The sequence below is a fragment of the Pseudomonas sp. 3MA1 genome (genome assembly GCF_029237275.1).
GTDB lineage: Bacteria > Pseudomonadota > Gammaproteobacteria > Pseudomonadales > Pseudomonadaceae > Aquipseudomonas > Aquipseudomonas fluorescens_AP.
In genome coordinates, this window is record NZ_JAACFX010000002.1 from 719,171 (window position 1) to 741,473 (window position 22,303).

The 22,303-nt window shown below is 64.7% G+C and carries 19 protein-coding genes; 8 read left to right on the top strand and 11 right to left on the bottom strand.

What is annotated here, in order from left to right; all coding sequences use genetic code 11:
- Positions 1–39: 39 nt before the first annotated feature.
- The 5 genes from GWQ44_RS08480 to GWQ44_RS08500 all read right to left on the bottom strand — a co-directional run bounded on the left by GWQ44_RS08480 (position 40) and on the right by GWQ44_RS08500 (position 7,073).
- On the bottom strand, positions 40–2,469 hold the full coding sequence (locus GWQ44_RS08480) for a TonB-dependent siderophore receptor (RefSeq protein WP_275927032.1): 2,430 nt from the start codon (positions 2,467–2,469) through the stop codon (positions 40–42).
- Between the two features lie 180 nt (positions 2,470–2,649).
- Positions 2,650–3,627, bottom strand: a complete 978-nt coding sequence (locus tag GWQ44_RS08485) for a FecR family protein (RefSeq protein WP_016964735.1) — start codon at positions 3,625–3,627, stop codon at positions 2,650–2,652.
- Positions 3,624–4,142: an RNA polymerase sigma factor gene (locus tag GWQ44_RS08490; RefSeq protein WP_016964736.1), complete on the bottom strand. Its 519-nt coding sequence runs from the start codon at positions 4,140–4,142 to the stop codon at positions 3,624–3,626. Before GWQ44_RS08490 ends, GWQ44_RS08485 begins: the two co-directional genes overlap by 4 nt.
- Before the next feature lie 292 nt (positions 4,143–4,434).
- Positions 4,435–5,142, bottom strand: coding sequence for a 3'-5' exonuclease (locus GWQ44_RS08495; RefSeq protein WP_016964737.1), 708 nt, complete (start codon positions 5,140–5,142; stop codon positions 4,435–4,437).
- Complete coding sequence (locus GWQ44_RS08500; RefSeq protein ID WP_103741695.1) at positions 5,139–7,073, bottom strand: putative nucleotidyltransferase substrate binding domain-containing protein; 1,935 nt, start codon at positions 7,071–7,073, stop codon at positions 5,139–5,141. The genes GWQ44_RS08495 and GWQ44_RS08500 overlap by 4 nt, the downstream gene beginning before the upstream one ends.
- 259 nt (positions 7,074–7,332) lie before the next feature.
- Between GWQ44_RS08500 and GWQ44_RS08505 the strand changes: the two genes are divergently transcribed.
- Entirely contained in the window at positions 7,333–7,779 is a 447-nt protein-coding gene (locus tag GWQ44_RS08505) for a response regulator (RefSeq protein ID WP_016964739.1), read from the top strand.
- Between the two features lie 76 nt (positions 7,780–7,855).
- On the opposite strand, the gene GWQ44_RS08510 is transcribed toward GWQ44_RS08505, so the two are convergent.
- A complete protein-coding gene (locus tag GWQ44_RS08510) occupies positions 7,856–10,033 on the bottom strand; it encodes a malate synthase G (RefSeq protein ID WP_275927033.1) in 2,178 nt (725 codons plus the stop codon).
- A gap of 554 nt (positions 10,034–10,587) precedes the next feature.
- Between GWQ44_RS08510 and GWQ44_RS08515 the strand changes: the two genes are divergently transcribed.
- Positions 10,588–11,106, top strand: a complete 519-nt coding sequence (locus tag GWQ44_RS08515; protein WP_016964741.1) for a glycine cleavage system protein R — start codon at positions 10,588–10,590, stop codon at positions 11,104–11,106.
- Positions 11,107–11,331: 225 nt separating this feature from the next.
- Here GWQ44_RS08515 and rarD read toward each other — a convergent pair whose 3' ends face one another.
- The 5 genes from rarD to GWQ44_RS08540 all read right to left on the bottom strand — a co-directional run bounded on the left by rarD (position 11,332) and on the right by GWQ44_RS08540 (position 17,154).
- On the bottom strand, positions 11,332–12,219 hold the full coding sequence (gene rarD / locus GWQ44_RS08520; protein WP_016964742.1) for an EamA family transporter RarD: 888 nt from the start codon (positions 12,217–12,219) through the stop codon (positions 11,332–11,334).
- Positions 12,220–12,452: 233 nt separating this feature from the next.
- Positions 12,453–13,427 (bottom strand): serine/threonine protein kinase, encoded by a 975-nt coding sequence (locus tag GWQ44_RS08525; protein ID WP_103741693.1) that lies wholly within the window; start codon positions 13,425–13,427, stop codon positions 12,453–12,455.
- Positions 13,428–13,584: 157 nt separating this feature from the next.
- Positions 13,585–15,489 carry a PhoX family phosphatase gene (locus GWQ44_RS08530; RefSeq protein WP_275927034.1) on the bottom strand — a complete coding sequence of 635 codons (1,905 nt, stop codon included), beginning with the start codon at positions 15,487–15,489 and terminating at the stop codon, positions 13,585–13,587.
- A gap of 83 nt (positions 15,490–15,572) precedes the next feature.
- Complete coding sequence (locus GWQ44_RS08535; protein WP_275927035.1) at positions 15,573–16,337, bottom strand: TOBE domain-containing protein; 765 nt, start codon at positions 16,335–16,337, stop codon at positions 15,573–15,575.
- Between the two features lie 64 nt (positions 16,338–16,401).
- Positions 16,402–17,154 carry a ComF family protein gene (locus tag GWQ44_RS08540; RefSeq protein ID WP_275927036.1) on the bottom strand — a complete coding sequence of 251 codons (753 nt, stop codon included), beginning with the start codon at positions 17,152–17,154 and terminating at the stop codon, positions 16,402–16,404.
- A 91-nt stretch (positions 17,155–17,245) separates the two neighbouring features.
- Here GWQ44_RS08540 and bioB point away from each other — a divergent pair, with 91 nt between their 5' ends.
- The 6 genes from bioB (at position 17,246) to GWQ44_RS08570 (ending at position 22,222) form a co-directional block, all read left to right on the top strand.
- Positions 17,246–18,301 carry a biotin synthase BioB gene (gene bioB, locus GWQ44_RS08545; RefSeq protein ID WP_016964745.1) on the top strand — a complete coding sequence of 352 codons (1,056 nt, stop codon included), beginning with the start codon at positions 17,246–17,248 and terminating at the stop codon, positions 18,299–18,301.
- Between the two features lie 132 nt (positions 18,302–18,433).
- The gene (bioF, locus tag GWQ44_RS08550; protein ID WP_275927037.1) at positions 18,434–19,612 is read left to right on the top strand and encodes an 8-amino-7-oxononanoate synthase; all 1,179 of its coding nucleotides are present in this window, start codon (positions 18,434–18,436) and stop codon (positions 19,610–19,612) included.
- Entirely contained in the window at positions 19,605–20,336 is a 732-nt protein-coding gene (locus GWQ44_RS08555) for an alpha/beta fold hydrolase (protein ID WP_275927038.1), read from the top strand. Before bioF ends, GWQ44_RS08555 begins: the two co-directional genes overlap by 8 nt.
- Complete coding sequence (bioC, locus tag GWQ44_RS08560; RefSeq protein ID WP_275927039.1) at positions 20,329–21,141, top strand: malonyl-ACP O-methyltransferase BioC; 813 nt, start codon at positions 20,329–20,331, stop codon at positions 21,139–21,141. Before GWQ44_RS08555 ends, bioC begins: the two co-directional genes overlap by 8 nt.
- Positions 21,138–21,818 (top strand): dethiobiotin synthase, encoded by a 681-nt coding sequence (bioD, locus tag GWQ44_RS08565; protein ID WP_016964615.1) that lies wholly within the window; start codon positions 21,138–21,140, stop codon positions 21,816–21,818. Before bioC ends, bioD begins: the two co-directional genes overlap by 4 nt.
- 107 nt (positions 21,819–21,925) lie before the next feature.
- On the top strand, positions 21,926–22,222 hold the full coding sequence (locus GWQ44_RS08570; RefSeq protein ID WP_016964616.1) for a hypothetical protein: 297 nt from the start codon (positions 21,926–21,928) through the stop codon (positions 22,220–22,222).
- Positions 22,223–22,303: the final 81 nt, after the last annotated feature.

Here is a 22,303-nt window from a genome sequence, read left to right on the forward strand (position 1 = left end):
GCCGTCCTTGGCGGACGGCCGGGTGGTTAACTCAACCGATTACCATTGATAGGTGGCGCTGGCGACCACGCTGCGCTGATCGCCGAAATAGCAGTAGGAGCCATCGCAGGTGGACAGGTAATCCTTGTCGAACAGGTTGCTGGCGTTGAGTTTCAGCGACGCCCCTTTGAGGCTGTTGTCCAGGCGACCGAGGTCGTAATGCACGGCGGCGTCGAAGACTGTGTAGGCGTCAGCCTTGCCCAGCCAGGTGTTGGCCTGGTCGCCATAGGTATTGCCGGTGTAACGGGCGCCGGCACCGATGCCGAAACCGTCGAGTACGCCGGAGTGCCAGGTGTAGTCCGTCCACAGGGAGGCTTGCTGGTTGGGCATCAGCTGCAGGCGGTTGCCTTTGTGGATGCCTTTTTGTACCTCGGACTTGGCCAGGGTGTACGCAGCAATGACCTTGAGGTTTTCGGTCACGTCAGACACGGCTTCCAGCTCCAGGCCTTTGACCTTCACTTCGCCGCTCTGGTTGGTGATCGATTCGCCTCCTGCCCCGATGCTGGTTACCAGGACATTCTTCTGGGTCAGGTCGTAGACCGCCGCACTCAGCAGCGTGTTCGAACCCGACGGTTGATACTTGATGCCCAGCTCCCACTGTTTACCTTCCGTGGGTTTATACGATTCGGTCGGTGAAACGCTGGCGTTGCTCGCGGGCTGGAAGGATTCGGCGTAGGAAATGTACGGCACAACCCCCGAGTCGAACACATAGCTCAGCGCCGCATTGCCACTGAAGTTCTTGCTGCGATCAGTGTTGGTCACGTCCTTCTTGTTGAGGTAGGTGGTGCCTTGGTGCACCCAGTCCTCACGGCCACCCAGGGTCAGGCGCCATTGGTTCAGGGCCATCTGGTCCTGGACGTAGAGGCCGGTCTGGATGGTTTTCTGGTCGTAGTCGTAATAAGCGCCGGCGCGCGCCGGGCGCACGATCGGCTGGCCATAGACCGGGTTGAAGATATTGGTTTTGCCCCCGTCGCCATAAATCGACAGGTACGAAGTGCTGGTGCGCTGGTGATCCAGGCCGATCAGCAGCGTGTGGTCGATGTTGCCGGTGGCGAAGTTGGCCTGGAAGTTGTTGTCGACCGCGAACTGGCCGATGTCCTCGTTGACGTTGGTCGAGGTACGGCTGATGTTGCCCGCCGCATCGGCCGGGGCGTAGGCGTAGGAGCCCATGGTCAACTGCTGGAACGACAGCTCCGACTTGGTGTAGCGCAGGTTCTGGCGAAACTGCCAGACATCGTTGAAACGGTGCTCGAAGGCGTAGCCCAGGGCGTAGTAGGTGCGGTCGTAGAACTCGTAGTCCGGGTCGCCCAGGTTCTTGTGATGGGAGACTTTGCCCAAGGGCGATTTGATCTTGGTGCCCTGGATCGGCATGAACTGGCTGGTGGCCCCGGTATCGTCGCGGGTGAACTGGGTCAGCAGGGTCAGGCTGGTGTCGGTATCGATGTTCCAGGTCAGGCTGGGGGCAATGTTGTAGCGCTTGTTGTCGATGTGATCGACCTGGGTGCCGGCATCGCGCACCACGCCGCTTAGCCCGTAGAGGAACTGGCCTTGATCGTCGATCTTGCCGGTGCTGGCGAAGTTGATCTGGCGGTAGTTGTCGCTGCCGTACTGGATCTGCACGGCATGGCTGGTGTCTGCGCTGGGACGGCGGCTGACCATGTCCAGCAGGCCCCCCGGCGGGGTCTGGCCATACACCGAGGACGCCGGGCCGCGCAGCAGGGCCAGGCGGTCGAGGTTCCAGGTTTCGGCTTTCGGGTTGGCGTACACGCCGCGGGGCAGGGGCAGGCCATCGAGGAACTGGGTGGGCTCGAAGCCACGGACCCGCATCCAGTCATAGCGGGTGTCGCTGCCGTAGCTGGCAGAGACGATACCGGGCATGTAGCGCACGGCGTCGTCGAGATTCTGCACGTTGCGGTCTTCCATCTGCTGGCGGGTGGCGACGGAGATCGAGCGCGGCGCTTCGACCAGCGCAGTGTCGGTCTTGGTGCCGGCGGCGGTACGCGTGGCGAGGTAACCGTCGGCCGGGCCCCAGGCACTTTCGCCGGCCTGCTGGCCGCTGATGTTGGTTTCCGGCAGGGCGACCACGCCGTCGGTGCTTGCCACCAGGCTGTAGCTGCCGGCGCTGCTGTGTTGCAACTGCAAACCGGTGCCGCGCAGGGCCTCACGCAAGGCACCTGGGGCATCGAACTGGCCCTTGACCGGAGCGGAGGTCTTGCCCGCCGCCAGGGACGGATCGAGGCTCAGGGCCAGGCCGGCCTGGCTGGCGATCTGGTTCAGGGTGCTGGCCAGGGGCGCGGCCGGCAGGTCGTAGGCGCGCACGCTGGACGCTTGCTCGGCGGCCATCAGGCCCTGGCTGGCCAGCGGGGCGCAGAAGGCGATGGCGACAGCCAGCAGGCTGGGGCGTAACAGGGTGTCTAGCGAGCGGGACATAGGGCGGCTCCTGAATGGAAATGTTTCGCAATTGCCTAGGTGCCGGACGAGATTGGAAAAGTGATAGGGCAGATTGAAAAAAATCTGGATTCAGATGGATGGCGGGCGCTTCGCTGGCAAGCCAGCGCCTACGGGATCGGTGTAGGAGCCAGCTTGCCGGCGAAGGTCGCGACACCGACCTCAGCGCCTGGCGTCGGCCTTGGCCGTCACGGTTACCCACCAGTCGGTGTGCCGCTCGATCTGCACCGGCAGGGTCGGCAGCAGGGCATTGAGCGCGAGGTCGGTGTCCTGCAACGGAAAGCTGCCGGTAATGCGCAGGTCGGCCACTTCCGGGGCGACGCCCAGGTGACCACGGCGATAACGACCCAGTTCGGCGATCAGGTCGCCGAGGCGGATGTTGTCCACCACCAGCATGCCCCGGGTCCAGGCATCGGCCCCCGGGGTCAGGCTCGGCAAAGGGTCCAGGCCGGCGCGGCGCATCAGCACCTGCTGGCCTTGCTGGAACACCTGTTCGTCCTGAGCGGCTTGCGGTCGCGCCGCCACCGCCGATTGCAGCACCCCGAGGCGGGTGCCCTGGTCCTCGCGCTGGACCAGGAACCGCGTGCCCAGGGCGCGCATCCGCCCGTCGCGGGTTTCGACGATGAACGGGCGACTGTCGTTGTGCCCGGTCTCGATGAGGATCTCGCCTTCCTGCAGCACGATCCGCCGCTGCTGGTCATCGAAGCGCACATCCAGCGCACTGTGGGTGTTGAGGTCGATCCGCGTGCCGTCGCTCAGGTGCAGGGTGCGCTGCTCGCCAGTGGCGGTGCGCTGGTCGGCCAGCCAGTAATCCACCGGCAGGTAACGCTCCCCGGCCAACAGCCCCAGCCCGGCCACCAGCACCACACTGGCGACCCCACGCCCCAGCTTGCGCACCCGCCGGCGCAGGCCTTCGCGCGATTGCAGCAAGGCGTTGCGCGCCGGCCCCGAGGCGACGCTGAAGCGCTGGTCGAGCATGCCCAGCTGGCGCCAGGCGCGGGCGTGTTCTTCGTGGGCGGCATGCCATTTGGCGAACTCTTCGCGCTCCACCGCGCTGGCGTCGCCATCCAGCGACAGTTGCCAGGCGATGGCGGCGTCCAGCACCCGGGCCGACACCGGTTTGGAACTGATGGGTGTCATAGTGGCTCCCCGTACAGGGCGATGTAGCACTGGCGGATGCCTTGGGCCAGGTACTGGCGCACCCGCGGCACCGAGACGCCGAGGCGTGCGGCGATCTCGGCGTGGCTCAGGCCGTCGAGGCGGTTATAGAGGAAGGCCATGCGCGCCTTGCTGGAGAGTTTGCCCAGCAGGCGGTCGATGGCCTTGAGGTCTTCGAGGATCAGTTGCTGTTGCTCCGGCGAGGGTTGCTCGCTTTCGGGGATCAGCATCAGTTCGTTGAGGTAGGCCTGTTCCAGGGCGGCGCGGCGGAAATGATCGAACAGCAGGCCCTTGGCGATGGCCAGCAGAAAGGCCCTGGGCTCGCGGGGGGCCTTGAGCTCGTCGCGACCCAGCAGGCGGACGAAGGTGTCCTGGCTCAGGTCCTCGGCCCGCTGGCTGCAGGCCACGTTGCGCCGCAACCAGGCCAGGAGCCAGCCGCGATGGTCGCGATACAACGCACCAACCAGCTCATTGCGAGGGCTTTGGACTGACGACAACCGGGGTCACCCATCGAAAAGTTTAAATTAACGAGAATTATTCGCGATTGTCGCAGAGGCCAAACAGTGGCGCAATCGACGTCGGTCGGCTGCCTTGTTGCTGAAGGTGGCGGGTGCTGAAGAGGTTTGTCGGCAGAGAGAGCCGTTGTGGCGAGGGAGCTTGCTCCCGCTGGAGTGCGCCGCACGCCCAAGACTCTGTGTCAGGTGGAACCGGGGTTCAGGTTTTACGGCCGCTGCGCGGCCGAGCGGGAGCAAGCTCCCTTGCCACAGGTATCTGCGCTGCTGCGATGGATCAGAACGAAGGGGCCTGCTGCCGGCGTCTCCACTGGCTGAGGCGCTGCTGCAGGTTCAGCGGGCTGTGGATCTGCTGCTGGCGGGCGCGGTTGAACAGGATCAACGCCAGTTCCGCGGTGGCCAGGGCGTCGGCCGCTGCGTGGTGACGCTCCGCGACTTGCAGCTTGAACCAGTCGACCCAGTCATCCAGCCCGGCTTCGCGGATCGGGGCCTGGGGGCAGAGCATGGGCGCCATGTCCGCGACGTCGAGGAAGCGGTGCTGCAAGCGATAGCCCAGGCTGTCCTTCAGGGCCCGGCCGAGCATGTGCTGGTCGAAGGGCGCATGAAAGGCCAGCAGCGGGCTGTCGCCGACGAACTCCATGAAGTCCAGCAGTGCCTCCACCGGGTCGCAGCCGGCGGCGATGGCGCTGGGGCCCAGGCCATGGATCAGCACGCTGGGGCTGAGTTTGTGTCCCGCGCGTTGCAGGGTGCGCTCGAATTGCTGGCTGAAGTCGATGGCGCCGTCTTCGATCACCACCGCGCCGATGGACAGTACCTGATCGCGGTTGAGGTTGAGGCCGGTGGTTTCCAGGTCCACCACCACCCAGCGCTGTTCCCGCAGGCTGCCGTCACCCAGTTCGGTGAAGGCGGGCAGGCGGTCGCGACGGTGTTGCTGCTCGGCGGTCAGGACGCTGACCGCGGGACGGAACCAGGCAAACAGGCTCATAGCTGGTACCGCAGGGCCAGACTGCTTTGCAGGCGCTGGGCCTGGCGCAGGGACTCGCGCAGGATGCGCCGGTCCAGGTGGTTCAGGCTGTCGGGGTCGACGCGGTTGGAATAGGGCTGGTTTTCCCGGGTCTGGCGCTGGTGCTGCTGCATGCGGGTCTGCTGGATGAAGTGGTAGGCCTCTTCATAGGCCGCGCCGTCCAGAGGCTCGATGACTTGTTTGGACACCAGCTGGCGCAGCCGCTCCAGGGTGTTGATGGCGCCGATGCCGTTGGCCAGGGCCAGCAGCCGGGCGCCGTCGACGAAGGGCGTCAGGCCCTGGACCTTGAGGTCCAGGGTGGCTTTTTCACCGTTCTTGCGGGCCAGGACGAACTCGCGAAAGCGCCCCACGGGCGGGCGCTGGCGCAGGGCGTTTTCCGCCATCATGCGTTGGAACAGGCGGTTGTCCGCGACCTGGTCGAGGATGCCCCGGCGCAGTTGCTCGGCGCCTTGTTCATCGCCCCAGACCACCCGCAGGTCGAAATAGATGCTCGAACCCAGGAGGTTTTCCGGGGTCGCCTCGCGGATGAAGGCGGCAAAGCGCCGGGCCCATTCGGCGCGGGACAGGCACAGCTCGGGGTTGCCGGCCATGATGTTGCCCTTGCACAGGGTGAAGCCGCACTGGGCCAGGCTCTGGTTGATCTGCTGGGCAATGGGCAGCAGCTGGCCGCGAATTTCCGCGGCGTGGGCGGCGTCCCTGGCTTCGAACAGGATGCCGTTGTCCTGGTCGGTGTGCAGGGTCTGTTCGCGCCGGCCTTCGCTGCCGAAACACAGCCAGCTGAAAGGCACGCCGGGGTCGCCCTTGTCGGCCAGGGTCAGTTCGATCACCCGGCACACGGTGTGATCGTTGAGCAGGGTGATGATGTGGGTGATCTGGGTCGAGGAGGCGCCGTGGGCCAGCATGCGTTCCACCAGCTGGCCGATCTCGCCGCGCAGCGCCACCAGGTGTTCGACCCGGGGCGCGTTGCGGATGGTCCGGGCCAGGTGCACCAGATCGACCCGTTGCAGGGAAAACAGGTCGCGCTCGGACACCACGCCGCACAGGCGCTGGTCCTTTACCAGGCAGACGTGGGCGATATGGCGCTCGGTCATGGCGATGGCGGCGTCGAAGGCGCTGTGGTCCGGGCTGAGAAAGAACGGTGCCTGGGTCATGTGCCGTTCGATGGGCTGGTTGAGGTCCTGGCTGCCGTCGGCCACCACCTGGCGCAGGTCGCGCAGGGTGAAGATCCCCAGGGGCGCCTTGTGTTCGTCCACCACCACGATGCTGCCCACTTGCTGCTCGTGCATCAGTGCCACGGCTTCGCGCAATGGTGTCTGCGGGCTGCAGGCTACCGGATGACGCATGGCCAGTTCGCCAAGGCGGGTGTTCAGCGAGTATTGGGTGCCGAGGGTTTCCACGGCCTTCTGCTTGACCTGCTGATTGACCTGATCCAGCAGGCTGCTGACCCCGCGCAGGGCGAAATCGCGGAACTCCGCAGACAGGGCGAACAGCTTGATGAAGGCGCTTTTGTTCAGTTGCAGGCAGAAGGTGTCTTCGGCGGCCCGATGCTCGGTGCGGGTCGCCCGTTCTCCGAGCAAGGCGGCGAGGGGAAAGCACTCGCCGGTGGTGATTTCGAAGGTGGTTTCGGTGCTGCCCTTGGCGGCGTGGGTGCGTTCGCCCACCACCCGGCCCTGCTTGACGATGTAGAAGTGCTCAACCGGACCGTCGGCCGGCTTGATGATGCTCTCGCCCGGGCCATAGAAGCGCAGCTGGCACTGTTCCACCAGGTAGGCCAGGTGGAGGTTTTCCATCTGGTTGAAGGGCGGGAAGCGCTGCAGGAACTGCACGGTGCCCTGGATGTTCTGCAACACCGCGGTCTTGCCGGCCTGGGTGAAGGCGTCCGCTTTACTCATAACGATTACCGCAGTCTTCTTGGAGTTGTTGTGGTCGGATCACGGCAATGGTCGGCGCCTGGGGCGGGAGTGCCCATTGGACGTAAGTCTAGGTAGCGCTCGCGTTCCTGGGCATTTGGCTTTGAGCCTGCGGTCATCCATGCAAAAAAGCTCTGATCGGAGCACTTGGCAATTTTTCCGACGAAGTGCACATTGGAAGCCTGCTTAGCGATGTCTGACCACTGTGCTAGGGGATTGATTGGTTCATGTAGAGAAATGTATGCCCGACCACGATATTTTGAGTGACGCCGAGCGCGAGGCTCTGAGCGAGGTGATGCTCGAGCCGGACCTGCCCGCTCAGCGTGTGCTCATCGCCGATGACGACAAGGATGCCCGGGAACTGCTTGCGGAAATTCTCGGCCTGGATGGCATTCGCTGCATGACCGCGGCCAGCGGCAAGGCCGCCCTCGAACTGCTCGAATCGAACAAGTCCATCGGCCTGCTGATCACCGATCTGCGCATGGCGCCCTGCAACGGCCTGGAGCTGATTCGCCAGGTGCGTGAATCGGAGCGGGCGGCGTTGCCGATCATCATCATTTCCGGCGACGCCGATGTGCGCGATGCGATTGCCGCCATGCACCTGAGCGTGGTGGATTTTCTGCTCAAGCCGATCGACACCCGCCAGCTGCTGGCCCTGGTCAAGCATGAGCTGGGAGTGGTGCGCTAGAAGGCTCTTGCCGCAGGGAACAAAAAAGCCCCGGTCCACTGGACCGGGGCTTTTTCATGGGTGGGGCCAGGCGTTGTTACAGGCCGTTCTTGGCCTTGAACTCGCGACGCCGACGGTGCAGGACCGGCTCGGTGTAGCCGTTAGGCTGCTTGGTGCCTTCGATCACCAGCTCCAGGGCGGCCTGGAAGGCGATGTTGCTGTCGAAGTCCGGCGCCAGCGGGCGGTACAGCGGGTCGCCGGCGTTCTGCCGGTCAACCACCGGAGCCATGCGCTTGAGGCTTTCCAGCACCTGCTCCTGGGTCACCACGCCGTGGCGCAGCCAGTTGGCGATGTGCTGGCTGGAGATGCGCAGGGTGGCGCGGTCTTCCATCAGGCCGACATCGTTGATGTCCGGCACCTTGGAGCAACCCACGCCCTGGTCGATCCAGCGCACCACGTAACCGAGAATGCCCTGGGCGTTGTTGTCCAGTTCGTTCTTGATCTGCTCCGGCGTCCAGTTCGGGTTGACCGCCAGCGGGATGGTCAGGATGTCGTCCACCGAAGCGCGGGCACGCTTGGCCAGTTCGGCCTGGCGGGCGAACACGTCGACCTTGTGGTAGTGCAGCACGTGCAGCGCGGCGGCGGTTGGCGACGGCACCCAGGCGGTGTTGGCACCGGCCAGCGGGTGGGCGATCTTCTGTTCGAGCATGGCGGCCATCAGGTCCGGCATGGCCCACATGCCCTTGCCGATCTGCGCGCGGCCTTGCAGGCCGGTGGACAGGCCGATATCGACGTTCCAGTTCTCGTAGGCGCCGATCCATTTTTCGGCCTTCATGTCGGCCTTGCGCACCATGGCGCCGGCTTCCATGGAGGTGTGGATCTCGTCGCCGGTGCGGTCGAGGAAACCGGTGTTGATGAACACCACGCGCTCGCTGGCGGCCTTGATGCAGGCCTTGAGGTTGACCGTGGTGCGGCGCTCCTCGTCCATGATCCCGACTTTCAGGGTGTTGCGCGGCAGGCTCAGCACCTCTTCGATGCGGCCGAACAGTTCGTTGGTGAACGCGGCTTCTTCAGGGCCGTGCATCTTCGGCTTGACGATGTACACCGAGCCGGTGCGGCTGTTCTTGCGCGAGGTGTTGCCGTTGAGGTTGTGGATCGCCGCGAGGCTGGTGACCAGGCCGTCGAGGATGCCTTCCGGCACTTCGTTGCCGTGCTTGTCGAGGATCGCGTCGATGGTCATCAGGTGACCGACGTTACGCACGAACAGCAGCGAGCGGCCGTGCAGCTTCACCGGCTCGCCGTTGACGCCGGTGTACTCGCGGTCGGCGTTCATGGTGCGGGTGAAGGACTTGCCGCCCTTGGAAACCTCTTCCGCCAGGTCGCCCTTCATCAGGCCGAGCCAGTTGCGGTAGATCACCACCTTGTCATCGGCATCGACGGCGGCAACCGAGTCTTCGCAGTCCATGATGGTGGTCAGGGCCGCTTCCATCAGCAGGTCCTTGACCCCGGCGGCGTCGGTCTGGCCGACCGGGCTTGCGGCGTCGATCTGGATCTCGAAGTACAGGCCGTGGTGCTTGAGCAGGATCGCGGTCGGAGCCGCGGCATCGCCCTGGTAGCCGATCAGTTGCGCGTCGTCGCGCAGGCCGCTGTTGCTGCCGCCCTTGAGGCCGACCACCAGCTTGCCACCGACAATCTTGTAGCTCACCGAGTCGACGTGGGAGCCAGCAGTCAGCGGCGCCGACTCATCGAGGAAGGCGCGGGCGAAGGCGATGACCTTGTCGCCGCGGACCTTGTTGTAGCCTTTGCCCTTTTGCGCGCCATCGGCTTCGCTGATGGCGTCGGTGCCGTACAGCGCGTCGTACAGCGAGCCCCAGCGGGCGTTGGAGGCGTTGAGGGCGAAGCGTGCATTCATCACCGGCACCACCAGCTGCGGGCCGGCCATGTGGGCGATTTCTTCATCGACGTTTTGCGTCGTGGCCTGGAAATCCGCCGCTTCTGGCAGCAGGTAACCAATGTCTTGCAGGAAGGCTTTATAAGCCACGGCATCGTGTGCCTGGCCGGCGCGGGACTGGTGCCAGGCATCGATGCGCGCCTGGAAATCGTCGCGTTTGGCGAGTAGGGCTTTGTTCTTCGGTGCCAGGTCGTGAATGACCTTGTCGGCACCGGCCCAGAACGCGTCGGCGGTGAGGCCGGTACCGGGAATGGCTTCGTTGTTCACGAAGTCGAACAGGACTCTGGCGACCTGCAGGCCACCGACTTGAACGTGTTCAGTCATTGCTTGCCTCACTCTGCTCAGCTATTTCGCTTTTCAGCTCTTCAAATTAACAATGAAGCCGGCGGCCATTTAAAGCACAACCCTGTTCACCAGTACATGCCATTGCGGGCGGCTGGGTGCTTCCAATCAACGGCAGAGCCTTGCTGATGGGGGGTTGCAGGGGTTGCAGTCAGGCCTTGGCGGACATCGTTCCAACGTTATGTAGTGCGCGCTGCGGCATACTACATGATGAATTGCGGTTGTGAAAATTAGACTAAAATCGTCGTTCCGCGACTTAAGAATGCAGTGCGGTCACGCTGGGAAACGCGGTGTTCTCAAAAAGCCGGTGGATTGTTCCATATAAATACAAAAAGTTGTACACGATTTGTGTTTTGCCCTGCGCGCCCGCGTCGGTGCCGGCTTGCCGGCGAATGGGCCTTCGGGGTTTGCGTCGGCCTTGCGGGCACTTTCGCTGGCAAGCCAGCTCCTACACAAGCTGCTGCGATAGGGGCTGGAAGGCGCGGGGAATGAGGCTGCCTATAATTGCTCTTTCATCATGAAAAGAGGGCTGCGCCATGGACCATCTCGTTCTCACGGTATTCGCCCCGGACAAGGCCGGACAGGTCGAGCGGATCGCCCAGTGTATCGCCGAACATGGGGGCAACTGGCTGGAAAGCCGTCTGTCGCGCATGGCAGGTCAGTTTGCCGGCATCCTGCGGGTCGGGGTCCCGGCCGAGGCCTACGATGAGCTGGTGGATGCCTTGCAGGGGCTGTCGGCCCAGGGCATTCGGGTGTTGATCGCCGAAAGTGGCATCGAGCAGTCCTGCACCTGGAAACCCATCGCCATGGAGCTGGTGGGCAACGATCGCCCGGGGATCGTTCGCGACATCACGCGCTTGCTGGCGGAGCAGGGGGTCAATCTCGAACGGCTGGTGACCGAGGTGCGTCCGGCGCCCATGAGCAGCGAGCCGCTGTTTCATGCCGAGGCGATTCTGGCGGTGCCCCTGACCTTGTCCCTGGAGGTATTGCAGTCGCGCCTGGAAACCCTGGCCGACGACCTGATGGTGGAGTTGGTGCTGCGCAGCGAGGTCTGAACCCCGTCCCGCAGGTTATCCCAGTAATCCGTGCATGCGCCTGTGGATAACCTGTAGAGACCCGGCGCCAGCCCAACAGCGCCGCGGCTTAGCGCGCTCTGATCAAAAAACCAGCAGTTTCAAGGGCTTGTGCACAAAGGGCGGGGATCAGGTTGTGGATAACCTTGGGAAGAACCGCTGCAGGCCACGACTGGCATGGTCTGCAGAGCTTTGTGCGTTTTTTGATCAGCGGCGGCCGCGCAGACTCAGCCAGGCATCGACGCTGTAAACCGCCAGTCCCGCCCAGATGAACATGAAGGCCAGCAGGGTGCTGGAGGACAGGTGTTCGTCAAACAGCAGCACCGCTTGCAGCAGCACCAGGGTCGGCGCCAGATACTGCAGGAAGCCCAGGGTGGTGTAGGGCAGGTCGCGGGCGGCGGCGTTGAAGCACACCAGGGGAATCAGCGTGACTGGACCTGCGGCCACCAGCCACCAGGCTTGGGAGCTGCTCCAGAATTCGGCATGGGCGCTGCTGGCATCGGGGTGCAGCAGGAGCCAGCCCAGGGCGATGGGCACCAGCATCCAGGTTTCCACCACCAGCCCGGGCAGGGCCTTGACCGGCGCCTGTTTACGGATCAGCCCATAGAAGCCGAAGCTCAGCGCCAGGATCAGCGACACCCAGGGCAGGCTGCCCACTTGCCACACTTGCTGGGCCACCCCCAGCGCCGCGAGGATCACCGCCAGCCACTGCAGGCGCCGCAGGCGTTCGCCGAGAATCAGCATGCCCAGCAGCACATTGACCAGGGGGTTGATGTAGTAGCCCAGGCTGGCTTCGAGCATGCGTCCGTTGTTCACCGCCCAGACATAGGTCAGCCAGTTGCCGGCGATCAGGGTGCCGCTCAGGGCCAGGATCGCCAGGCGCTTGGGGTTGTCCCGCAGCTCGCGCCACCAGCCCGGATGTTTCCACACCATCAGCAACAGGGCGCCGAACAGCGCCGACCAGAGTACCCGGTGGATGATGATTTCCACCGCGGGAACGCTGGCGATGGCTTTGAAATAGAGCGGAAACAGACCCCAGATGATGTAGGCGGTCAGGCCCAGGATGTACCCGCGACGCGGGTTGGCGGCTTGCATGCAAAGTCCTTGCTTAGGCAGCTAACAAAGCCGCGATTGTAAGGAGATTTGTCTAGACCTGTCCTGACTTTTGCACCGCCCGTTTCTTTGGAGGAGGGCTTGTGGGCAATCGCGAACTTACGGGCCTCTTCGCTGGCGAGCCAGCTCCTACAGTTGGCGTTGTATCAAGGCGGATTCTTGTAGGAGCCGGCTTGCCGGCGAAGGCGATCTCATGGGCCCCTTCGCTGGCAGGGTCAGAACAGCCTGAGGGGTTCTTCGTTGAGCGCCGCCAGTTGCTCGCGCAGGGCCAGGACCTGTTCGCCCCAGTAACGCTCGCTGCCGAACCAGGGAAAGCTGTGGGGGAACGCCGGGTCGTCCCAGCGCCGCGCCAGCCAGGCGCTGTAGTGCATCAGGCGCAGGGCCCGCAGCGGTTCGATCAGGGCCAGCTCCCGCGGGTCGAAATCGTGGAACTCGCTGTAGCCGTCCATCAGTTCCGAGAGCTGGCCGAGGCAGTCCTGGCGATCGCCGGCGAGCATCATCCACAGGTCCTGCACGGCAGGCCCCATGCGGCAGTCATCCAGGTCGACGATGTGGAACATCTCGTCGCGGCACATCATGTTGCCCGGGTGGCAATCGCCGTGCATGCGGATGTTCTGGTGCGGGGTGTTCTGGTAGACGTCTTCCACCCGCTTGAGCAGGTCCCGGGCCACGGACTCGTAGGCTGGCAGCAGGCTCTTGGGAATGAAGTTGCCTTGCAGCAGGGTGGCCAGGGACTCGTGGCCGAAGTTCTGCACCCCCAGGGCTTCGCGGTGCTCGAAGGGGCGGGTCGCGCCCACGGCGTGCAGGCGCCCGAGCAATTGGCCGAGGCGATAGAGCTGGTCCAGGTTGCCCGGTTCCGGCGCCCTTCCGCCGCGGCGGGGAAACAGGGCGAAGCGGAAACCGGCGTGTTCGAACAGGCTGGCGCCGTCGTGGATGATCGGCGCCACCACCGGCACCTCGCACTCGGCCAGTTCGAAGGTGAAGCGGTGCTCTTCGAGAATGGCTTCGTTGGTCCAGCGCTGGGGCCGGTAGAACTTGGCGATCAGTGGCTCGCTTTCGTCGATACCCACCTGATAGACGCGGTTTTCGTAACTGTTGAGCGCCAACACGCGGGCGTCGCTGAGAAAACCGATGCTTTCAACGGCGTCCAGAACCAGGTCGGGGGTCAGTGTTTCAAACGGGTGCGACATGCTTACTCCTGCGCGCAGCAGGCTGCCGCGTCCGGCCAGGCATGGTAACGCAGACGACGGGCCAGCGGGGGAGGGTTTTCGGGCCGTTCGCCCGGGCGCCGGGCTTGTCGGCGAGCCGGGCCTACAGGAGTAGGCACCGGCTGGGCGGCAAGCAGGATCAGGCGCCGATGACGCCGCCGTCTTCCCGGGTGATGGCCATTACCGAGGAGCGCGGCTTGCCGTTGGGCAGGTGCTCGGGGAAGGTCGAGCCGCCGTTTTCCCCAGGATGCTGGATGCCGACGAACAGGGTCTTCTGGTCCGGGGCGAAGGCGATCCCGGTGACCTCGCAACCTACCGGCCCGACCATGAAGCGACGGATCTCGCCGCTGTCCGGGTCGGCGCAGAGCATCTGGTTGTTGCCCATGCCGGCGAAATCGCCGCTGTTGCTGTAGTCGCCGTCGGTGAGGATCCACAGGCGTCCGGCCTGGTCGAAACCCAGGCCGTCGGGGCTGTTGAACATGTTCTCTGGGGTGATGTTGGACGAGCCGCCCTTGGGCTGGCCGGCGTGTACGCTCGGGTTGCCGGCGACCACGAACAGGTCCCAGGAGAAGTTCATGGCGCCATGATCGTCATTGCCGGTGCGCCAGCGCAGGATCTGCCCGTAGACGTTCTTCTCCCGCGGGTTGGGCCCGCCCACTGGCTGGCCGTCTTCGCCGCGTTTGACGTTGTTGGTCAGGGTGCAATAGACCTGGCCGTCCTTGGGGCTGACCACAATCCATTCCGGGCGGTCCATGCGCGTGGCCTGGACCACGCTGGCGGCCAGGCGCGCCTGGATCAGCACCTGGGCCTGGTCGGCAAAACCGCTGCTGGCGTCGATGCCGTTCTTGCCGTGGGTCAGCTCGATCCACTGGCCCTGGCCCTTGGGCCGGTCCGGATTGCCATCACCGGCATCGAAGCGCGCCACGTACAGGGTGCCGTGGTCCAGCAGGTCGCGGTTGGCCTTGGGGTTGCGCTGGTTGATCTTGTCGCGGCTGATGAACTTGTAGATGAACTCGCCGCGCTCGTCGTCGCCCATGTAGACCACGGCGCGGCCGTCGCGGGTTTGCGCCAGGGCGGCATTTTCATGCTTGAAGCGGCCCAGGGCGGTGCGCTTGACCGGGGTCGATTGCGGGTCGAAGGGGTCGATTTCCACCACCCAGCCGTGGCGGTTGAGCTCGTTGGGGTTCTTCGCCAGGTCGAAACGCGGTTCGTGCAGGTGCCAGTTGATGTCCTTGCTGGCCACCACGGCGCCGTAGCGTTTCTGCGCGGCGTCGAACTTCTGCTCGGGGTTGCTGCTGCCGAAACAGTCGGTGAAGTTCTCTTCGCAGGTCAGGTAGGTGCCCCAGGGCGTCTTGCCGTTGGCGCAGTTCTGGAAGGTGCCGAGGACGTGCTTGCCCTTGGGGTCGGCCGCGGTCTTGAGCAGGTCGTGGCCGGCGGCGGGACCGCTGAGGCGGATCGGCGTGTTGCCGTGGATGCGCCGGTTGTAGCGCGAGCCCTGGACGAACTGCCATTGGCCGTGCTTGTGCTGCACCTCGATCACCGACACGCCTTCGCTGGCCTGGGCCTTGCGCACGTCTTCGGCGGATTGCGGCTGGCCGCCGTGGGGATAGAGGTAGCGGTAGTTGGTGTATTCGTTGTTGATCGCCATCAGCGCCCGGTGCTTGTCGTCCGGGAAGGCGAACAGGCTCATGCCATCGTTGTTGTCGCCGAACTGCACTTCCTGGGCCTGGGCGGTGCCATTGCCGCTGGGGTCGAAGGCCGGTCCGTTCTTGGCCAGCGGCTGGCCCCAGCTGATCAGCACCGAGGATTTGTAGCCCGGTGGCAGGGTGATGCTATCGCTGGTGGCGGCGGCGATGCCGGTAAAGCCCAACAGTTGGCTGGTGCCGGCGCTGACACCGGCGGCCAGGGCGCTGCGGCCGAGCAGTCCGCCACCGAGAAACAGCGCAGCGCCGCACAGGGCCCCGGCACCGATGAAACCGCGGCGGCTGAGGCCGACCATCTGTTCCAGGTCGGTGGGTTGGTCTTCTTCCAATAGCAGGCTCATATCAGGCTCCCTGAAGGTTTTTGCAGCCACCTTAGTGAGCCTCTATGACGAACAGGTTGCAGTCGCAAGTCGCCGGATCCGCCTCAGAGCGGGGTGCCGAGCAGGACCTGGGCGGGGGAGAAGTGCACCTGGACGGCCTGGGTTTCGCCAAGCCCGAGGTCTTTGAGCCGGCGGGGCTCGGCCAGGGCGCAGAGGGTCTGGCCATTGGGCAGCACGACTCTGACTTCGCAGGGGCCATCTTCGGCGTCGAGAATCTGCTCGATGGTGCCGTTCAGGCAATTGTGTCCAGTTGTTGCCGGAGCGCCGATGGGGTGCAGCTCCAGCCAGCCGGCCTTGATCAGCGCCACCACCTCGGTGCCGGGGGCCAGCTCCAGGCGCTGGGTGCTGTCGTGGGTGATTTGCGCCTTGAGGATCAGGCCCTCGGCCAGAGCCAGGCTGATCAGGTCGTTGCAGCCTTGGGGGGCAATGGCCTGGACCTTGCCGTGCAACTGGTTGCGGGCGCTGGTGCGCAGCATCAGGCGTCCCAGCAGGTCGAGGTCGCTGGCCTCTTCCGCGGCTTCCAGGACCTGGGCTTGCAGGGCCTGCAGGCGTTGATAAAGGCGTAGCACGCGCAGGCCTTCGAGCGTCAGCCTGGCACCGCCGCCGCCCTTGCCGCCGACGCTGCGTTCGACCAGCGGGCTGGCGGCCAGGTTGTTCAGCTCGTCGATGGCGTCCCAGGCGGCCTTGTAGCTCAGGCCGGCGCTTTTTGCCGCGCGGGTGATGGAGCCCTGTTCGGCAATGTGCTGGAGCAGGGCGATGCGCTGCGGGCGGCGGACGATGTGCTGAGTCAACAGAGTGGGCAGGGACATGGCGGGGCGGCTTCGGGCACTGACGGTGGACAGGGAGTTTGCGACTTGAGCGATGAGAGTCAAGTCAGTCGCGGTGTTCGGCCGCGGGCGTGCGGGCCAGGCAATAGACATCCACCTGGCGGGCGCCAGCGTCCATCAGCACCTGTGCCAGGGCCTGGGCGGTGGCCCCGGTGGTGAGGACGTCGTCCACCAGGGCCAGGTGCCGGCCCGCCACTGAAGCGTTGGCGGTGAGGGCGAATGCCTGGCGCAGGTTGCGTCGCCGGGCCCGGGCATTCAGGCCCTGCTGTGCCGGGGTGTCCTGGGTGCGCCGCAGCAGATCAGGCTCCACGCTCAGGTGCAGGGGGTGTCCCAGCCATCGGGCGAGCATGTCGGCCTGATTGAATCCGCGCTGGCGCAGGCGGCGGCGCGACAGCGGCACCGGTAGCAGGCAGTCGGGCCGGGGCAGGCCCTCATCGAAGCGAAAATGCAGGAATTGGGCGAAAAGTTCGGCCATCAGGCGACCCAAAGGCCATTGCTGCTGATGCTTGAAACGGCTGATCAGGCTGTCCAGCGGAAAGTCGTAGCGCCAGGGCACGATGACCCGTTGAAAGGCCGGAGGGCGTTGCAGGCACTGGCCACAGGTCAGGCCGTCGGCGGGCAGGGGCAGGGGCAGGGGCAGGGCGCAGACCGAACATTGGGCGCCAAGCCAGGGCAGCTCATCCTGGCAGGCGCTGCACAGGGCCAGGAGCGAATCGCTGGGCTCATCGCACAACAAACAGGTTTGTTTGTTTTTTGACCAGATGTAAACCGGTCCTTTGTATTCGGGTTGACAGTGCATGGCGCTTCCTTAAATATGCCGGACATCCGTGTCGCGGCCGCGGACCGTCCCTGTCCAGCGCCGCTTGCCAAGCATAATCAAGGAATCGCCCATGAGCGCCAGCAGCACCGCTACCCTGCGTCATGACTGGACTTTGGCTGAAGTCAAAGCCCTGTTCGTCCAGCCGTTCAATGACTTGCTGTTCCAGGCGCAGACGGTGCACCGCGCGCATTTCGACGCCAATCGGGTCCAGGTGTCCACGCTGCTGTCGATCAAGACCGGCGCCTGCCCGGAAGATTGCAAATATTGTCCGCAGTCCGGTCACTACAACACCGGCCTGGAAAAGGAAAAACTCCTGGAAGTGCAGAAGGTGCTGGAGGAGGCCGCTCGGGCCAAGGCCATCGGCTCTACGCGCTTCTGCATGGGCGCCGCCTGGAAGCACCCGTCGGCCAAGGACATGCCCTATGTGCTGGAGATGGTCAAAGGCGTGAAAGCCATGGGCCTGGAAACCTGCATGACCCTGGGGCGCCTGGATCAGGAGCAGACCGAAGCCCTGGCCAAGGCCGGCCTGGACTACTACAACCACAACCTGGATACCTCGCCGGAGTTCTACGGCAGCATCATCACCACCCGCACCTACAGCGAGCGCCTGCAGACTCTGGCCTATGTGCGTGACGCCGGGATGAAGATCTGCTCCGGCGGCATTCTCGGCATGGGCGAATCCCTGGACGACCGCGCCGGTCTGCTGATCCAGTTGGCCAACCTGCCGGAGCATCCGGAGTCGGTGCCGATCAACATGCTGGTCAAGGTGGCCGGCACCCCGCTGGAAAACGCCGAGGACGTGGATCCGTTCGACTTTATCCGCATGCTCGCGGTGGCGCGGATCCTCATGCCGCAATCCCACGTGCGCCTGTCCGCCGGTCGCGAAGCGATGAACGAGCAGATGCAGGCCCTGGCCTTCTTCGCCGGCGCCAACTCGATTTTCTATGGCGACAAGCTGCTGACCACCGCCAACCCCCAGGCCGACAAGGACATGCAACTGTTCGCCCGTCTGGGCATCCAGCCCGAAGCCCGGGAAGAGCATGCCGACGAAGTGCATCAGGCCGCGATCGAGCAGGCCCTGGTGGAGCAGAAAAACAGCGAGCAGTTCTACAACGCTGCCGTCTGAGCCTGTGCGGTAGGAGCCGGCTTGCCGGCGAATCCCGCGAACTGCGCAAGCCCGCCGGGTTTCGCGTCGCCTGTTTCGCGGGCAAGCCCGCTCCTGCGGCTAATGTGTCTGTGAGCCAACATCGAGGCCTGCATGTCTTTTGATCTCGCCGCGCGCCTCGCTGCCCGCCGTGCCGAACATCTCTATCGCCAGCGTCCGCTGCTGGACAGCCCCCAGGGGCCGCAAGTGGTGGTGGACGGCCAGCCGTTGCTGGCCTTTTGCAACAACGACTACCTGGGGCTGGCCAATCACCCACAAGTGATCGAAGCCTGGCGCGCCGGCGCCAGCCGCTGGGGCGTGGGCGGCGGTGCGTCCCATCTGGTGATCGGCCACAGCACGCCTCACCATGAGTTGGAAGAAGCCCTGGCGGACCTTACGGGGCGCCCGCGGGCGTTGCTGTTCAGCACCGGCTACATGGCCAACCTGGGGGCGGTCACGGCCCTGGTCGGGCAGGGCGATACGGTGCTGGAGGATCGGCTCAACCATGCCTCGCTGCTTGATGCCGGGCTGCTTTCGGGAGCCCGCTTCAACCGCTATCTGCATAACGACGCCGCCAGCCTGGCCAAGCGCCTGGAAAAGGCCACCGGCAATACCCTGGTGGTCACCGACGGAGTGTTCAGCATGGACGGCGATGTCGCCGACCTGCCGGCCCTGGCCCGGGAAACCAAGGCCCGCGGTGCCTGGCTGATGGTTGACGACGCCCATGGCTTCGGGCCGCTGGGGGCCAACGGTGGCGGGCTGGTGGAACACTTCGGCCTGGGTCTGGATGAGGTGCCCGTGCTGGTGGGCACCCTGGGCAAGGCGTTCGGCACCGCCGGGGCCTTTGTCGCCGGTAGCGAGGAGCTGATCGAAACCCTGATCCAGTTCGCCCGGCCTTATATCTACACCACCAGTCAGCCGCCGGCGCTGGCCTGCGCCACGCGCAAGAGCCTGGAGTTGCTGCGCAGCGAGCACTGGCGGCGCGAGCACCTGGCGAATCTGATCCGCCAGTTCCGGCTCGGGGCCGAGCAGATTGGCCTGGAGCTGATGGACAGCTTTACCCCGATCCAGCCGATCATGGTGGGCGACAGTGCCCGGGCCGTGGCGTTGTCACGGATGCTCCGTTTGCGGGGAATCATGGTCAGCGCCATCCGTCCGCCGACTGTGCCGGCCGGCAGTGCGCGGCTGCGGGTGACCTTGTCCGCGGCCCACAGCGAGGCGCAGGTCCAGCTATTGTTAAGCGCGTTGGCGGATTGTTTCAGTGAACTGCAAACGAGGCCGGGCCATGCGTGATCGACTGATTCTGTTGCCGGGCTGGGGGTTGGGCGTGTCCCCCCTGGAACCCTTGGCTGCCGCGTTGCAGGGGCTGGATGAACACTTGCGGGTGGAGATCGAACCCCTGCCGGAACTGACCTCCAGCGATCCGCAGGCATGGCTGGACGAACTCGACGATGCGCTGCCGGATGACGCCTGGCTAGGGGGCTGGTCCCTGGGCGGCATGCTCGCCACGGAGCTGGCGGCCCGACGCGGCGAGCGCTGCTGCGGCTTGTTGACCCTGGCCAGCAACCCCAGTTTTGTCGCTCACGTGCAATGGTCCAGTGCCATGGCCGGTGAGACGTTTGACGGTTTCCTGGCCGGCTGCGCCGCGGATCCGCGTACCACCCTCAAGCGCTTTTCCCTGCTGTGTGCCCAGGGCGCGGTCGATCCCCGCGGCCTGTCGCGGATGCTGCTGGGCGGGGCGCCGACCACGCCGGGGCCGGTGCTGATGGCGGGCCTGGAGCTGTTGGCGCAATTGGATACGCGCGAAGCCTTGCTGGCTTTTCGCGGCCCACAGTTGCACCTGTTCGCCGGGCTGGATGCCCTGGTGCCCGCCGAGGCGGCCGCCGAGTTGCTGGCCTTGTTGCCGGATATAGAAGTTGGCCTGATCGAGCAGGCCAGCCACGGTTTTCTTCTGGAAGATCCCCACGGAGTGGCGGGGGCGATCCAGGCTTTCTTGCATGAGTCCGGTGATGACTGATCTGTCTGTTGCTGTCTTGCCCGCCGGCCTGCCTGACAAGCGTCAGGTGGCGGCGTCCTTTTCCCGCGCGGCGGCCAGTTACGACAGTGTTGCCGAGTTGCAGCGAGCGGTCGGCCAGCAGTTGTTGAGTTGCTTGCCTGAACGGCATGCACCGACGCGCTGGTTGGATTTGGGCTGTGGCACCGGGCATTTCAGTCGTGTGCTGGGGCAACGTTTTGCGGGCAGTCAGGGGCTGGCCCTGGACATCGCCGAGGGCATGCTCAAGCACGCGCGGCCACTGGGCGGAGCCGAGCATTTCATCGCCGGCGACGCCGAGCGCCTGCCTTTGCAGAGCGGCAGTTGCGGGCTGATCTTTTCCAGCCTGGCGGTGCAATGGTGCGCGGATTTTTCGGCGGTGCTCAGCGAGGCCCGGCGGGTGCTGCAACCGGGTGGCGTGCTGGCCTTTGCCAGTTTGTGTGTCGGCACCTTGCACGAGTTGCGCGAGAGCTGGGGGCGGGTCGATGGGCAGGTGCACGTCAATCGTTTCCGTGAGTTCGAACGCTATGGTCAGTTGTGTGAGGCCAGCGGCCTGCAGGTGCGCAGCCTGGAGAAGAGCCCCCATGTGTTGTATTACCCGGATGTGCGCAGCCTGACCCATGAGTTGAAGGCCTTGGGCGCGCACAATCTGAATCCCGGTCGCCCGGGCGGTCTCACCGGACGGGCGCGCATTGCCGGGCTGATTGAGGCTTATGAAGGTTTTCGTCAGCCCAGGGGGCTGCCGGCGACTTATCAGGTGGTCTATGCCGTGTTGGAGAAACCGCTATGAGTCCTGCCTATTTCATTACCGGAACCGACACCGATGTGGGCAAGACCACCATCGCTGCCGGGTTGCTGCATGCGGCGCGTCTGGCCGGGTTGAGCACGGCGGCGGGCAAGCCGGTGGCTTCCGGGTGCGAGTTGGGCCCCAAGGGCCTGCGCAATGCCGATGCCCTGGCGTTGCTGGCCCAGTCGTCGTTGCCATTGAGCTATGCAGAGGTCAATCCGTTCGCCTTCGAGCCGGCCATCGCGCCCCATCTGGCGGCGCGGGAGGCGGGTGTGGCATTGACCGTGCAATCGCTGCTGATGCCGATGCGTGAGCTTCTGGCCAAGGGCGCGGACTTCACGCTGATTGAAGGGGCCGGGGGCTGGCGGGTGCCCCTGGCCGATCAGGACAATCTGTCGGACCTGGCCATGGCCCTGGGATTGCCGGTGATTCTGGTGGTGGGCGTGCGCCTGGGTTGCATCAATCACGCCTTGCTGAGCGCCGAGGCGATTGCCCAGGACGGTCTGCAACTGGCGGGCTGGGTGGCCAATATCATCGAGCCGAAGACCTCTCGTCTGGAAGAGAACCTGGCGACGTTGGCCGAACGCCTGCCCGCGCCGTGCCTTGGCCGAGTGCCGCGACTCAAGCCAGCCAGTGCCGAAGCGGTGGCCGAGCACCTGCAACTGGATCTGCTGGACTAGATTTTGCCTATGAAGAGGCACATCGCCATTAGTGTTTTTGACGGGTGTTTTCTTGACGCGTCTGCTTCAATGACACCCGTCACTCATTTTCAAGGTCGAGTCCTTCCATGGAAATTTCCGGGAACAGCGCTTTCTACGCCGGACTGAATGCCATTCAGGCCGGACAGAATCGTGTCGATCAAGGTTCCAGCCAGATCGCCAGCAGCGCCGTTGAGCGCTCTTCCGACAGCCGGGCGCCTGCGGATCAGGTCAATCGCCTGAACGGCGTGGATCGCAGCCAGGCGTCGGACCTGGCCAGCAGCATGGTCGATATGTCCATGGGCAAGATCCAGGTGGAGCTGGGAGTCAAGGTTGCCAAGGCCTCTGATGAGGCGCTCGGTACCCTGATCGACACCTACGCTTGATCACTTTGCGCAACAGCCCGCTTTCCTGAAGGGGAGGCGGGCTGTTGCTCATGCCTTTCCTGTCTGTCGTTCCTCTTCTTC

Coding starts and splice junctions, on each gene's coding strand:
- GWQ44_RS08515 (WP_016964741.1), top strand. CDS start 10,588: ATGGACCATCTCGTTCTCACGGTATTCGCCCCGGACAAGGCCGGACAG.
- GWQ44_RS08540 (WP_275927036.1), bottom strand. CDS start 17,154: ATGCACTGTCAACCCGAATACAAAGGACCGGTTTACATCTGGTCAAAA.
- GWQ44_RS08570 (WP_016964616.1), top strand. CDS start 21,926: ATGGAAATTTCCGGGAACAGCGCTTTCTACGCCGGACTGAATGCCATT.
- GWQ44_RS08535 (WP_275927035.1), bottom strand. CDS start 16,337: ATGTCCCTGCCCACTCTGTTGACTCAGCACATCGTCCGCCGCCCGCAG.
- rarD (WP_016964742.1), bottom strand. CDS start 12,219: ATGCAAGCCGCCAACCCGCGTCGCGGGTACATCCTGGGCCTGACCGCC.
- GWQ44_RS08495 (WP_016964737.1), bottom strand. CDS start 5,142: ATGAGCCTGTTTGCCTGGTTCCGTCCCGCGGTCAGCGTCCTGACCGCC.
- bioD (WP_016964615.1), top strand. CDS start 21,138: ATGAGTCCTGCCTATTTCATTACCGGAACCGACACCGATGTGGGCAAG.
- GWQ44_RS08530 (WP_275927034.1), bottom strand. CDS start 15,489: ATGAGCCTGCTATTGGAAGAAGACCAACCCACCGACCTGGAACAGATG.
- bioC (WP_275927039.1), top strand. CDS start 20,329: ATGACTGATCTGTCTGTTGCTGTCTTGCCCGCCGGCCTGCCTGACAAG.
- GWQ44_RS08505 (WP_016964739.1), top strand. CDS start 7,333: ATGCCCGACCACGATATTTTGAGTGACGCCGAGCGCGAGGCTCTGAGC.
- GWQ44_RS08485 (WP_016964735.1), bottom strand. CDS start 3,627: ATGACACCCATCAGTTCCAAACCGGTGTCGGCCCGGGTGCTGGACGCC.
- GWQ44_RS08555 (WP_275927038.1), top strand. CDS start 19,605: ATGCGTGATCGACTGATTCTGTTGCCGGGCTGGGGGTTGGGCGTGTCC.
- GWQ44_RS08500 (WP_103741695.1), bottom strand. CDS start 7,073: ATGAGTAAAGCGGACGCCTTCACCCAGGCCGGCAAGACCGCGGTGTTG.
- bioB (WP_016964745.1), top strand. CDS start 17,246: ATGAGCGCCAGCAGCACCGCTACCCTGCGTCATGACTGGACTTTGGCT.
- GWQ44_RS08510 (WP_275927033.1), bottom strand. CDS start 10,033: ATGACTGAACACGTTCAAGTCGGTGGCCTGCAGGTCGCCAGAGTCCTG.
- GWQ44_RS08525 (WP_103741693.1), bottom strand. CDS start 13,427: ATGTCGCACCCGTTTGAAACACTGACCCCCGACCTGGTTCTGGACGCC.
- bioF (WP_275927037.1), top strand. CDS start 18,434: ATGTCTTTTGATCTCGCCGCGCGCCTCGCTGCCCGCCGTGCCGAACAT.
- GWQ44_RS08480 (WP_275927032.1), bottom strand. CDS start 2,469: ATGTCCCGCTCGCTAGACACCCTGTTACGCCCCAGCCTGCTGGCTGTC.